Origin of the sequence: Pelagicoccus mobilis, from assembly GCF_016595505.1 — a bacterium.
GTDB lineage: Bacteria > Verrucomicrobiota > Verrucomicrobiia > Opitutales > Opitutaceae > Pelagicoccus > Pelagicoccus mobilis.
This window is the reverse complement of the sequence record NZ_JAENIL010000010.1, coordinates 87,733-101,265: the sequence shown is the minus strand read 5'-3', so window position 1 is coordinate 101,265 and position 13,533 is coordinate 87,733. Positions and strand designations below refer to the sequence as shown.

10 protein-coding genes are annotated in these 13,533 nt (G+C 56.7%); 3 read left to right on the top strand and 7 right to left on the bottom strand.

From position 1 onward, the window contains the following. Nucleotides 1-62 precede the first annotated feature (62 nt). Nucleotides 63-2,510, top strand: a complete 2,448-nt coding sequence (locus JIN87_RS06980; protein WP_200354821.1) for a DEAD/DEAH box helicase — start codon at nt 63-65, stop codon at nt 2,508-2,510. Nucleotides 2,511-2,575: 65 nt separating this feature from the next. On the opposite strand, the gene JIN87_RS06975 is transcribed toward JIN87_RS06980, so the two are convergent. The 7 genes from JIN87_RS06975 to argS all read right to left on the bottom strand — a co-directional run bounded on the left by JIN87_RS06975 (nt 2,576) and on the right by argS (nt 10,334). Beyond that, entirely contained in the window at nt 2,576-3,016 is a 441-nt protein-coding gene (locus JIN87_RS06975) for a metallophosphoesterase family protein (protein ID WP_200354820.1), read from the bottom strand. Continuing rightward, entirely contained in the window at nt 3,016-3,966 is a 951-nt protein-coding gene (locus JIN87_RS06970; RefSeq protein ID WP_200354819.1) for a CPBP family intramembrane glutamic endopeptidase, read from the bottom strand. Before JIN87_RS06970 ends, JIN87_RS06975 begins: the two co-directional genes overlap by 1 nt. Nucleotides 3,967-4,023: 57 nt before the next feature. Further along, the gene (locus tag JIN87_RS06965; protein WP_200354818.1) at nt 4,024-4,272 is read right to left on the bottom strand and encodes a hypothetical protein; all 249 of its coding nucleotides are present in this window, start codon (nt 4,270-4,272) and stop codon (nt 4,024-4,026) included. A gap of 12 nt (nt 4,273-4,284) precedes the next feature. After that, entirely contained in the window at nt 4,285-5,919 is a 1,635-nt protein-coding gene (locus tag JIN87_RS06960; protein ID WP_200354817.1) for a peptidylprolyl isomerase, read from the bottom strand. A gap of 83 nt (nt 5,920-6,002) precedes the next feature. Further along, nucleotides 6,003-7,457: a YihY/virulence factor BrkB family protein gene (locus tag JIN87_RS06955; protein ID WP_200354816.1), complete on the bottom strand. Its 1,455-nt coding sequence runs from the start codon at nt 7,455-7,457 to the stop codon at nt 6,003-6,005. Nucleotides 7,458-7,524: 67 nt separating this feature from the next. Continuing rightward, on the bottom strand, nt 7,525-8,478 hold the full coding sequence (locus JIN87_RS06950) for a hypothetical protein (RefSeq protein ID WP_200354815.1): 954 nt from the start codon (nt 8,476-8,478) through the stop codon (nt 7,525-7,527). A gap of 74 nt (nt 8,479-8,552) precedes the next feature. Beyond that, entirely contained in the window at nt 8,553-10,334 is a 1,782-nt protein-coding gene (gene argS, locus JIN87_RS06945) for an arginine--tRNA ligase (protein WP_200354814.1), read from the bottom strand. Between the two features lie 330 nt (nt 10,335-10,664). On the opposite strand from argS, the gene JIN87_RS06940 reads away from it, so the two are divergent. Then, a complete protein-coding gene (locus JIN87_RS06940; RefSeq protein WP_200354813.1) occupies nt 10,665-12,005 on the top strand; it encodes a thymidine phosphorylase in 1,341 nt (446 codons plus the stop codon). Nucleotides 12,006-12,177: 172 nt separating this feature from the next. Further along, a complete protein-coding gene (locus JIN87_RS06935; protein ID WP_200354812.1) occupies nt 12,178-13,512 on the top strand; it encodes a bifunctional UDP-3-O-[3-hydroxymyristoyl] N-acetylglucosamine deacetylase/3-hydroxyacyl-ACP dehydratase in 1,335 nt (444 codons plus the stop codon). Nucleotides 13,513-13,533 lie beyond the last annotated feature (21 nt).

Below are 13,533 nucleotides of genomic sequence, written 5' to 3'. Positions count from 1 at the left end.
TCTTGCCCGTTATTTCACCAGAAGTTTATCAGTCTGCAGACTGACCTGAACCGCGTCTTGCAGTGAATTCCTTTGGCGAGCTCGATATCCACCTGAAAATCCCCGACCTGTGGCAGCAGGATGCGCTGCACCATATCAAGGCGGGGGAGGATGTCGTGGTGAATGCTCCGACTGGGGCGGGCAAAACGTATCTGGTAGAGCTTATCGCGGAGTCGAAGCGAAGCGGCCAAATCGTGCTAGCGGTGCCGACACGGGCGTTGGCGAACGACAAGCTACGAGAGTTTCGGGCGAAAGGCTGGCGCGTGGGAATCGTGACGGGAGATGTGGCGATCGACCCGGATGCTCCGATTGTGGTGGCTACCTTGGAAACGCAGAAACCGCGCTTTCTGAGGGGGCAGGGACCGCAGCTTTTCGTGATCGACGAGTATCAGATGATTGGAGACGAGGCTCGCGGGGTTAACTACGAGCTTTGTGTGGCGCTTGCACCGCCGCAAACGCAACTCTTGCTGCTGAGCGGTAGCGTATCCAATCCGCAGGACATGGTGGACTGGCTCATGCGGTTGGGACGAAAGGCCCAGTTGATTTCAGTGAAGAAGCGGCCTGTTCCTTTGGAGGAAATACATTTGGACGCGTTGTCGTTTAATCCGCCGCGTACGGTGACGGGATTTTGGCCGCGGCTTATCGCTCGGGCGTTGATGGCTGATTTGGGGCCGATTCTGGTATTTGCCCCGCAGCGAAAAGGAGCGGAGTCGCTGGCTCGACAGTTGGCGGCGGCATTGCCGATCGAGAATCCGTTGGCTCTTAGCTCGGAACAGAAACGCCTGGCAGGAGGGACTCTGGAGAAGCTGCTGAACAAACGGGTCGCTTACCATCACAGCGGTTTGAGTTATCAGCAGCGAGCGGGGCTTGTGGAGCCACTCGCGAAGGCGGGGCAATTGCGTATCGTCGTTTCGACTACAGGTTTAGCTGCTGGGGTTAATTTTTCGATGCGCTCGGTTTTGGTGACGGAATCCCAGTTCACGCTAGGCAGCGTGCAGCAGCTGATACAGCCAGACGAGCTGCTGCAGATGTTCGGACGGGCGGGACGGCGTGGTTTCGATGAAGTGGGCTATGCGCTCGTAGCTCCTGATCGACCTCGGTTAAGGGAAGGTAAACAGAGGCCAGTACGACGTCCAAAGCTCCTGGATTGGCCGAGTTTGATTGGAATCCTCGACGTGGCATGCGAGCAGGGGATAGAGCCTTTTTCTCAAGTGGTTGAAGCCTGTCATCGTTTGCTGGGTGAGACGCCAGCGAAAGTCGGGGTAGAGCACGGTATACGGTTTCCAAATACGCCTTGTGGACTGCAGGTGGATGCGGAGCGGGCTCGCTATGCGACGGCGAATAGCGAAGAGTTTTTAAACTCTCAAGGAGCGTGGGAGCCGCGACGGGAGCGTGTCAGTCTTCCTTTGTCGAAGCTTCATGTGTTGAGCGAGGGGGCTGTGGTGCCGGCTTTGGAACGGCCTTCGGTGATCAAAGCGATCGGCGGCGGCAAGCCGTTTCGGATGGGGAAGCGATTGGGAAAAAAGAGGTTGATCGGATTCTTCGATAAGCGAAAGAAAGGACGTGTGCAGTTGGCGAGTTGGCTGCTGGACTCGTTTGCTGAGTGTGGCTCGGAGGTGTCGAAACGTTGTGATTTGGACGCTCTGGATTCTTTGCCTTGGGAAATGGTCCCTGACTGTGGTGAATTGGTGGATACGAAGCGGGAAGGATTCCGCTTGTTCGGCGTGTTCGATTTGGCGAGTTTGGTTTTCGAGGCGGATGTGGACGTGTTTGGCGTCGCTCTCTACGAGCCGCAGACGCGTCGAGCTTATCCCTTGGAATGTCAGGGGTGCCCGCAAAGGGCTGTTTGTGAAGGGGAGTTAAGTTCGGCCCGTAGCCCGGCTCTTGCTTGGAGGCAGTTGGGACTGGTTGAGGCGGATGGGCATCCGACTTTGCGGGGAAGAATTTTTAGTTTTTTCCAAGGAGGTGAGGGGCTGGCGATCGCTGCAGCGCTTGAGGACGAGAGTTATGCGGTGGATGCGATCGCGCGAGATATCGCGAATCTGAGGGCTGGGTATCGGTTTGATGACTACAGCTCCTATAGTCACCGGATATCGAGGGCTTGCCGTGTGGCGTATCAGGATCGCAGCTACGATGGGTATTTGAGGCACGGACTGCCTTTGCACTACGGGGATGGAGCGGCCGAGGTGATCGCCGAGTGGGCGGACTCTGTGGGCAAGGGGAAGAAGCTGTTGGGCGATAACCTTAAATTCGGTGATGTACAGCGGGCTCGGCAGGAGTGGCTGAGTTTGTTGAGGCACATCGTGAACGCTCCGAGTTTGGAGTTTGAGCGCTGGATCGAGTTGCAGGCTTGCGCTAAGGCGATTCTCGCGGTGGACGATCAGCGTCTTTTGGCGGAGGAGTTGCCGAAGCTAGAGCCCTCGCAATTGGGACGGGTGGAGCATCGGCTGCGGTTTCCGCGGAAGTGGTGAGTGAGGAGGGTGACGTGTCTGTCATTGCCACTCTCTAGGTCTAAGGAAACGACGTTTCCCTCCGGTTAGAGGGCGGTGACTTTCCAGGTCCATTTGCCGGGTTCGGGGAAGCGAAGCCAGGCGAAGCTGCTGGCGGATCCGTGGCGGGGGCCGGTGATGGCGCCGGGGTTGAGGATGCGGATGCCGTCCATCGTTTCGTCGATGGGGCGATGGAGGTGTCCGAAAAGGATGGCGTCGTTTGAGGGGATGGCAATTGGAGGGGGGCGGTGCTGCAGGTGGAAGGTGCAGCCTTCTCGCTCGAGCTGTCGGGTTTCGGGCCATGTGCCGCGTGGATCGCAGTTGCCGTTTACGACGATGAGGGGGCGACCGAGGTTTTGGATGGGGATGAGGATGTCGGGGCGGGTGACATCTCCGAGATGCCAGATCTCGTCGGCTTCGGATAGGTGGGTGAGCAAGCGATCGGGAACGGTCCCGTGGGTGTCGGAGATGACGGCGATGTTTCTCATCACGGGAGTTCGTTTGCGCTTTCTTTTTTTCGCAAAAGGTAGGCGAAGAGGGCGACGAAGAAGACGAGGACGATGCTGACCCAATAGCCGTCGGCTACTCGGGTGGTTCCACTGAAGGCGTTGGCGGATTCGGTGGTGGAAAAGGCGTTGCCGAAAAGCTTGATGGTGAAGACCCAGCCGGAATGGATGGCGATGCTTGCCCAGAGGTTGTTGGTGAGAAGGAAGACCTGATGCAGCACGACTCCGACAAGAGTGATGGCGAGCAGGTATTTGAGGTCGAATTCGGTGAAGATCGCGATGGCGGTTCCCAAGGCGACCTGGGTGGCCTGGGCGATGCCGATTTCTGAGGGGGCTACGTGGTCGAGCGAGAAGGCAGGCGTTTTGAAGTGGAGGATGGCGAAGAAAAAGGATGATAGAGCGATTGCGACCACGGGGGGGAGGGCCGTGTAGAACATTCTGAATACAAGACCTCTGAATACGATTTCCTCGAGCGTTCCTATGAGGAGGGCGGCGAGAATGGCGTCGTCGATTTTGGAGAGTATGGTGGCGGTATCCCAAGTGAAGGAGAAGGCTCCGGTGGCGGAGTTGAAACCGTAGATGATGAAAATCATCAGGATGCCGCTAGTGAACCAGCGAGCCCAGGTCATAAGGACTGGGCGGGAGAAGCCGATGGCTTTCCAGCTGGTGATACGGCACTGGATGAAGAGGTAGGGGAGGAGCAGGACTACGCTGAACCAGCGGGCTCGGTCGAAAAATTTTGGATACGGTTTGTTGGCGAGGTAGCTGCTGGTGTCGGGATCGACGTAATGGGTGATTTTGAAGGCGATCAGGCTGAGTATGGCTCCCGATACGAGGGAGCCGAAGTAGAGGAGGCAGAGCAGCCAGATGCCTTTGAGGGATCGTTCTGCCGGATTGAGCCCGTAGAGGATGTGCTTGGGATCGCGGTTCATAGGTGTGGTTGAGAGGTGGCCGGTCGGCGCCCGGCCCTACTGTTTTTTTTGGGGGGGCTATTGGCTCTCGTATTCTCCTCCGTCGAGTCGCTTCAGGACTTTGAAGCCGGCTGCCTTGGCGTTGCTGACGCTTGGCTTGACGTTGATTTTAGCTTCGGGAGCGATGCTGGAGGGGCAGGGCTCTATTTCTTGTCCGCATTTGGGGCATTCCTTGGGTGCGGATACAGTTGAGGCGAGGTGGAGTTCCACTTCGCCTCGGCAAAGCTTGCAGCGGCCGGATATCGGTCTGAATCGCTGCAGCGGCATATCAAGTTCCGGCTAGTTCGCCGCTGGGGCGAGGCCGATGCGTTGCATTTCCTGCATCATCAGCGTCTGGATGTACTGGTTGGCTGCGAACTGGCCGTAGAGGTTTTTGAGCTGTTGCTCGACTTGGGCGTATTGTGGATCGTCCTTGCTGACCTCTGGGATATCCTTGGAAATAACGTAAACGAAGGCTCCTTGGTTTTCGATGCCAGAGGTGCGAGCGAAGTCTGAAACCTGGCCGGCTTCGAGTTCTACGAAAGCGGAGAGGAGTCGAGGGTTGAGGCCTGCTGCTGGCTCGGAAAGAGAGAAGTCGAGGAAGGACCCAACTGTCATGCCTGCTTCTTCGGCTGCGGCGCCGAATGATTCTTCGCTAGAGGAGGCTTCTTTGAGTTTCGCCTTGAGCTCGATTGCGTATTCGGAGCGTACCTTGCGGTACTCTTCCGCCTGCAAGTCGGCTGCCACGCGCTGGGCGATGGTGTCGAGCTGAGGCAGGGTTGGCTCGATGATTTGGTTGTAGAAGAGAACGACAGCCTTGTTTCCGTGTTGGAATGGCTCGGAGAAGTAGCGGTCTTCGCTGAGGTTGAACGCTTGCTCAACGATGTCGCGTCCCCAAGTGGTGCCGATAGGTGTTTCGTTGGCAGCGAAGGAAGCGGAGGTTCTGGCTTCGACGTTGTGGTTGGCGAATGCGGTTTTGAGGCCTTCTGAACCGCGTGAGTATTCCTTTTCGATGATTTCTACGACTAGGTCGTGGGCGCGCTCTGCTGCGACTTCGCGGGCGTTGCGGATACGCAGATCGGTGCGGACTGCGAGGCGGACGTCTTCGAAGGTGACGGGCTCGACTTCCTCTTCGCTGTCTTCCGCAGGAGTCGGCTGGTAGCGGTCGATGTTTTCTTCGAAGAAAGTGATGAGTTCGTCTTCGGATGGCTTGATATCTTCGACGAATTGGCCGGCGTCGATTTCGATGTAGTCGACGATGCGGCGTTCGGGAGTTTGGTACTGGAAGCTGTATTTCTCGTAGTGAGCCTCGATCATTTCCTGGGTGAGGTCGAGCTCGGGAGAGTAGGTGGAGAGGTCGTAGTCGGCTACGAGCACGGACCACTTGGCGAGGCGTTGGCTGAGGCCATCGAGGATTTCTGATTCTTCGACAAAGCCGGTGCCGCGGAGGACGTTGTAGACCTTGTTGATGCGGTAGTCGTCTGCCAGCACGCGGCGTAGATCGTTTTCGGTGTAGCCGAAGAAGGGGAGGCTATCGATCATGCGGTTGTAGGCTTGGGCGTCGAACTGGCCGATGGGGCCTCGGAAGGCTGGAATGGTTTCGATGTACTCGCGCAGCTGCTCCTTGCTTGGCTCCGGGATGGAGTGGAGGTTGGCGATGTAGCGGACGGTGGCGCGTTGGTAAGGGAGGCTCTGGTCGGCTTGCTGGTTGCCGTTGAGCATGGCGCTGAGCTGGGCGTCGCGTCCGAGTTCGGCCCGCGCGGTCTCGGTGTTCATTGGCGTATCGTAGAACTGGAGATCTGCGGTTCTCTCGTCGCGACCGCTCATTGGACCTTGGTTTCCAATGGTGAAAACGAAGGCGATGATGATGATCGAGAAGAGAATGAATACGATGAGCAGATTCTTCTGCAGTTTGTTTTGTAGCCAGGAAATCATATAGGGATACGCAATTTAAGGCGGCTAAACTAGGCTTGGCGCCTAGGCTGTCAATGGACAAAACCGGCGGTTTTCAGAGGGGACTAGCCCTCTTGCTGGGTGGTGCTGCGTTCTGCTTCGTCTTGCTCGGCAAGGGCTTCGAGGGCTTTGGCGAGCGTGAGATTGTCAAAACTGGCGGCGCGCGCTTGGTCGATCAGCTGATGATAGCGGTGGACGAGCGGATCGCGGGAGTCGAAAAGATCGTCGTCTGGGGTTTCGCCGAAGGACTCGAAGCGCTGCTTGAACTCGAGCAAGGGGATTTTGTCGAGGGGGCGGGCCGGCTGGTAGCGAAGGGCGTTGGCGGTGTCTTTTTCTTTGGCCGGGAGGGCGGATGCCAGCTCCAGCTCGGCGAGTCGGTTGAGGGCGGCTTCAGCGAGCGGCCGCGGGAGATTGTTTCGCCTGGCGAGTTCGGAGCTCGAATAGGGTGGGGCGCAGTCGAGGAAGCGTCGGCTGATTTGGGAGAAGAGGAGCAAGGAGAGGCTTTCTTGCGAGGCTTGGCTGAGCTCGTCCCAGGCGACTTTGCCGCTTTTGAAGCGGGCGTTTTGTACGGCGAAGGAAAGTCGGCCGCCCAAGAGCAGGCAGATCCAGAAGGAGAAGAGCCCGATCATGAGCACGGGCAGGATGCTGAGCGATCCGTAAAGGGTGCGTTGCATGGCGACGCGTTCGACGTAGAGGAAGGCGAATGCGTTATTTGCTGTGAAGCAGCTCATGGTGAAAAGGCCGCCGATGAAGGCGGCTTTCCAGTCGACTTGGGTATTGGGGATGAAGCGGTAGAATGCGGCGAGCAGGAAGGATAGGATGAGGAAGCTGCCAAGCTTCGCTCCGTAGGTGCTGACCCAGCTGTTGACGGTTTCTGAGCCGGGGATGCCTTCCGTGAGGTGTGCGATTTGCTGGTTGAGTTTTATCAGTTCGGAAACGGCAAATGCCAATCCCGCGAACATGATGGCGGTTCCGAGAGTTAGGATGGTCCAGCAGAGGATCACGCGTGTGAGCAGGTTTCTGCCTTTGGAGACTCCCCAGATGTCATTGAACGCGTCCTCGATCGAGGTGAAGAGCTGGATCGCGATCATGGCGAGTATGAGCAGGCCTCCGATGCCGATCGCGCCTGATTGGCTGGCTTCGATAGAGTCGGCGATGATCTTGCGTAGGCTTCCTTCGTCCGATCCGGCTTCGGACAGGGACACTTGCGGGGCGATGTAGGTGACGATCTTCTCTATCGTCTCTTGGGCTGTTCCCGGTTCGGTTTGGTCGAGTACGAAACCTGAAACCATCACCATGAGAGCGATGAGGGGGGCGAGGCCCAACAGGGAGCTGAAGCTCAGCGCGGCGGCCCGCGCGAGAATGCGGTTTTCTTTGAGGCCGGAGAATGTGATCGCGATCACGCGTCCGGTCGCGAAGGCCGCGACTCGGCGTTTGGAAATCTCCCCGTCGTGGTGCCGCCACATCTCTCTGAGAAGTATACGGATATTGGATACGATCTCTTGGATGCGGGAGTTCATGTGCTGTGGGTGGCGTTCCGACTCTTGTTTGTTTTTGGGGCGGCAAGTCGGTTGATGCCCCGGTGTCTTAGCTAAGGAAGAAGGCGTAGACGTAGCCGAGGATCCCGGCGAGACCGGCCACTCCGCATCCGATCAGGAATCGGATTTTGATGATGGCGCTGGTGAAGTAGATCGCTGCCATCAGCAGGAGGTTGGAAAGCAAGGGGATCATATCTCCGCTAGAGGCGAAAAGTAGGGTGAGGAATCCTGCTCCGATCGCCGCTCTGAATCGAAGGAGTGGATACACCTCTGTGACTTGTAGCAGGAGAGTCACTAATACGATGGCATCGAATACAGCGACGATGATAAAGGGGCTTTTCGCCATGGCGATGGCGTCCGCGGTCAAGAGCAGATCCTTTTCGATATAGGCCATTGCCAGGATCGAGCTAAGGAAGAATAGGGCGAGGAGACGGAGTCCGATGAAGGCGACGGCCGCTTGCTTTTCCCTAGGAGATTTCCCGCTTGGGTCGTCGGCTCTGCCTTCGGCGAGGGCGAGCATCTTGGTGACTTCGAGCTTTTTGCGTTCCTCCTCTTCGTCGCCTTTTTTCTTTTTGCCCTTTTTCTTCTTAGGCTCTGGCTCTTCCTCTTTCGCTGTGGTGGCCGTTTCCGGAGAGTCCTCTGAATCGGAGGCGCTTGTGCCTTCCTCGGACTCGGGTTGGTCGCTTTCGGAATCGCCCGTCGCTTCCGCGGCTTGTTTTTCCGCTTCGGCAGCCGCAGCGACCTTGGCGGCTTCTTCCTCAGCCTGGCGTTTCTTTTCAGCTTCTACTTCAGGAGTGCGGAGGGTGAGCTTTCGCTTTTTAGGAAAGAGCGTATCCATTAATTCCTGATTGGATGAAATCAGGAGCCAGGACTCGGTCTCGATGTCGTAGTAGTAGGCGTTGGCATCGAGCTTGTTTGCCTCGATCAAGGAAGAGATTTGGTCGATGTCGAACGGGCCGCTCGCATCTTCGTCACCTTCGCGTCGGATATAGTACTCTCTCATAGGCTAGGGAAGAGCTCTATGAGACACTTGCTCAAGGGGCTTTGTCAAGGCGCGGTACGGGTCCGCGCCTTGTATTACATACGCTCGAGCGTAGGAATGCCTAGCAGTCCTAGTCCCGTTTCCAAAACGTCTAGGGTACGTTGGCAGAGCATTAGGCGCCGCGACTGTATGTCTGCCTCGGGTACGATCACCTTGTTGGCGTTGTAGAAAGAGCTGTAGGCCCCAGCCAACTCGAAGAGGTAGGTGCAGAGCAAGTGCGGGCGTAGCGTTTCGACGGTTTGCTGAAGCACGCCGACGAATCCGAGGATCTTGCGGGCGAGGGCGAGCTCTTCGTCCGTCTCGATGTTGCTTGCTTTGTCGGCGAGGTTTTCGAGGTCGGCCGCTTCGAAGTTGCGGAAGATGCTTTTGATACGGGTGGCTGCGTAGAGTAGGTAGGGAGCCGTATTGCCTTCGAAGCTGAGGAGCTTATCCCAGGCGAAGACGTAGTCGCTAGTGCGGTTTTGCGAAAGCTCGGCGTATCGGATGGAGCTGGTACCGATGACCTTGGCGGCGGCGACGATTTCCTCTTCAGCGAGGGCGGCTTGTCCTTTGGCGATCTTCTCGTCGTTTTTCTCGCGTACGATCTTCTCCGCGCGCTCGATGGATTCGGCGATGAGGTCTTTGAGGAGCACAGGCTCGCCGGTACGGGAGGCCATGGCCTTGCCGTTTTCGCCCATGATGGTGCCGTGGAAGACGTGGCTGAACTTCGGGAAGGTTCGGCCTGTCTTTTCGAACCATTTCTGGGTAGTGAGCTCGAGCTGCTCGAAGTGGTCCTTTTGACGGAAATCGGTTTCGATAATGATGCTGGACGCTTTGAAGTGCTCAGCTCGGTAGAGCATGGTTGCCAAGTCGGTTGTCGCGTAGTTGGACGCGCCGTCGGACTTGCGGTACATGAACGGCTGGGTGGCGTAGCGCTTGTGTTCCGGGTGGAACACGACCCATGCGCCTTCGCTCTCTTCGCCGAGACCGCTTTCTTCGAGCTCTTTATATACCTGCTCGACCATGTTGCGGTAGAAGCTTTCGCCCAGGTAGTGGTCGAAGCTGATGTCGAAGAGTTCGTAGACGCGTTTGATGCCGTCGATGGAGTGGCCGTTGACTTGCTCCCAAAGAGCCATGGCTTCAGGATCTTCGCTCTGGAGTTTGACCAGCTCCTCGCGGGATTCCTTGACGACTTCCTCGTCTTCGGTGGCCAGTTTGCTGCCGAGCTTGTAGAGTCGCTCGAGTTCGCCGAGTGGATTGGCCTCGAGGTTTTCTTCGTCCAGGAAGCGTTTGTAAGCGTAGAAAAGGCGTCCGTAGGCGGTGCCCCAGTCGCCGATGTGGTTGTCGCGGATAACCTTGGCTCCGCAGAATGCGAGCAGCTTGCAGATGGATTCTCCGATGATGAGCGAACGCAGGTGCCCGATGTGCATCTGCTTGGCGGTATTAGGAGAGCTGTAATCTACCACTACCGTCTCATTTTCTTGGAGGTGAGCGGCGGCTTTTTTCAGCTGTTCGGAGCCGGAGAAGGTTTTTAGCCAATCTTGGAGGAAATCGGCCTTGAATTTAAAATTGATGAATCCTGGGCCGGAGAGGGTGATTTCGACCTTGCTGGTGAGGTCCTCGTTTTTCTCGAGGAGATCGACGATGGACTGGCCGATTTGGCGTGGGTTAGCCTTGTTTCGCTTGGCGTAGGGAAGGGCTCCGTTCGCCTGTAGATCGCCGAAGCGAGGGTCCGCCGTACGGATATCAGCCGTAAAGGTGTCTTCCAGCCCTGCGGTGGCAGCTGCCTCCAGCACGAGCGAGTCCATCTTTTTTGCGAGGTCGAACCAGTCTTGCATAAGGCCGCCTAGAAAATCCGGCTCTGACGCGCTCGCAAGCCTCTAATCCGGACAAAACTCTCTGAATTGCGAAAATCGCCCGTGATTACCCTAAAAATGGCTGAGCGCATTACGGGGTCGCGGTATTCCGTTAGGGGCTTGACACGTGTGGCATAATACGCTCTTCAAAATTGCCGCTTGGGCGGTCGAGGGGCTTTGTTCTGGTAGCGAGATCCTTCGTAAGTCCAAGAGCGTCAATGGTGTGGGTGATACCTTCCTAGCGGATGGACCGCGGGTGTTGTCCCATCATGGCCGCGAACGGCACGCACATACGTATTCGTTCAAATCCATATGGTTAGAAAAACCTTAAGCAGCCGTCGTTTCATAAAGCCAAGCTACGCGTATCTTATCGAGAAGAAGCGCGAGGGCCAAGAGTTCACCAAGGAAGAGATCAGGTATATAATAGACTCCATTTTGGATGGAGAGATGCCGGACTTCCAAATGGCCGCCATGGCTATGGCTATCTACTTCCAAGGCATGTCTGCCCAGGAAACGGCGATTCTCACCGAAGAAATGATGCTTTCAGGCGAGGTGATCGATCTTTCTCACATCGCTAAGCCAAAGATCGACAAGTACTCTACAGGCGGAGTAGGCGACAAAACCTCTCTCGTGCTCGTACCGCTCGCGGTCGCTTCCGGTATCGTTATCCCAATGATGGGTGGCATCGATCAGGACTTCGCGATCAGCTCGCTCGACAAGCTCAGCGCGGTTCCAGGCTTCAATGCTGACATGGACATCGATCCATTCATCGAGCAGCTGGAGAAGATCGGTGGCGCGATGGTTCGCCAAAGCCCAGAGCTAGCACCAGCAGATGCCAAGCTTTACGATCTCCGCAAGAAGACAGCGACGATCCCAAGTCTCCCGCTTATCACTGGCAGCGTTCTCTCTAAGAAGCTCGCCGAAGGTGCGGAAGGTCTCGTGATCGACGTCAAGTGGGGCAATGGTTCTTTCATCCGCGATCTCGAGCAGGCGAAACAGCTCGCTCGCAGCATGACTCGCGTTGGCCGTTCAATGAAGCGTCGTTGCGTAGCGCTCGTGACCGATATGAACCAGCCGCTAGGCGACACGGTCGGTACAGCTCTCGAACTGAAGGAGGCGATCCAGCTTCTCAAGGGCGAGGGACCGGAAGATCTTCAGGAGCTCGTTCTCAAGCTCGGTATGGAAATCGTGCGCCTCGCAGGTGTTGCCGGTTCTACGCTTTCCGCGAAGCAGACGGTTCAGCGTCACATCGAGGACGGAACTGCTCTCGCGAAGCTCAAGGAGATCATCGCAGCTCAGGGCGGCGACACATCTTACATCGATGATCCGGATAAGTTCCCGACCGCTCAGCACATCCGCAAGCTGCCAGCTCCAAAGCGTGGATACGTTCACACGATCAATGCGGCTCAGATCGCCAAGGGAGTTCACCTCCTCGGCGCGGGCGCGGACGAAGATGGCAAGATCGACTACGCGGTTGGCGTTTCCGAGATCAAGAAGGTTGGTACCCAGGTCAAGCAGGGCGAGCCGCTTATGATGATCCATTACAACGACGAAGCGAAGCTCGAAGCGGCGTTGCCTTACTTCAAGGAAGCTTATCGCCTCGCTCCAAAGCGCCCAACGCCACCGCCTCTCATCGTAGAGCGCGTCGCGTAAGGCACGCCCGACATCGTTTCAAATTTTCAAAGCCAGTCGCGCCTGCGGCTGGCTTTTTTGTGGGTGGGAACGCGCTTGTCACGCGATTCCCATGCCTATCGTGTGACAAGCGTGCTCCCACGTTCTCTAATTCCTTGAATTTCTGTCACATTGCTGGCACTAAGCGAACCCCATGAAGCAACGCTCCCTCCTGCGCGAAGTCTCAGTCAAAGGTCCGTCACTGCATACGGGCGACAAAACTCAGCTCACGCTGAAGCCAGCTCCTGCGAATTCGGGAATTACGATTCGCCGTTCGGACCTGCATGACAAGCCGGTGATTAGGCCGCACGTCTCTCAGGTCACTGATTTAGTGCGAGCGACAACCCTGTCATCTGGCCATGCGAAGATCCACACCGTGGAGCATGTGCTCGCGGCGCTTCACGGGATGGGGATCGACAATGTCGAGATCGAGATGAACGCCTCGGAGCCGCCGATCCTCGATGGTTCTTCGAAGGGCTTTGTGAACCTCATCCTTGAAGGCGAGCCGGTCGAGCAGGAGGCGGATCGCGAGTATTTCGTGCTCGATCAGCCGATTTCGGTGACCAAGGGCAACTCGTCTATCATCGCTTTGCCGTACGACGGATTTAAGATCTCTTGTACTTCCGCAGATGATCGCGGGATTCACACGCAGCATCTCACGATCGATATCGACCCGGATGTGTTTGCCACTCAGATCGCGGCGGCACGTACGTTTACTGTCTACGAAGATATCGAGGAATTGCTAAAGCTTGGAAAGATCAAGGGTGGCAGCCTCGAGAACGCGATCGTGCTCAAGGATGACAAGATCATGTCCAAGGAGCCGCTTCGTTTCGACGACGAGTTGGTGCGTCACAAGATTTTGGATATCATCGGCGACGTGCTTTTGTTGGGCAAACCGTTGAAGGCTCACATTGTGGCGGTCCGTCCTGGGCATGCTGTCAACGCTGAGCTCACAACGAAGCTCGCTGAGCGGATGGAGGAGCTTGCGAAGGGCAAGAGAAAGCCGGTTGAGAAGCCGAAGACAGCCAAGATCGAAGAGGAGACTCAGCTCGATATCCGCCGTGTGATCGAAACGCTGCCGCACCGCTACCCATTCATCATGATTGATCGTGTGACTGAGTTCCGCGGAACGGATGAATTGACGGCGATCAAGAATGTCACGATCAATGAGCCCTATTTCCAAGGCCATTATCCCGGCCAGCCGATCATGCCAGGAGTGCTTCAGGTTGAAGCGATGGCTCAGGCAGCCGGCATTTTGATGCTCCGAGCGACGAATCTGGAAGGGAAGACGGCGGTTTTCATGAGTGTAGACAAGGTGAAGTGGCGCAGGAAGGTGATTCCTGGCGATCAGCTTCGTATCGATATCAAGTTGATCAAGATCATGCGTGGGAAGATTGGTACTGCCTCCGCGATTTGTTACGTGGGTGATGAGGTCGCCTCATCCGGGGAACTTAAGTTCATGATCCTTGACGAAGGTCAGGACGTCTAAGGGCGGCAAACCTTTCGAATC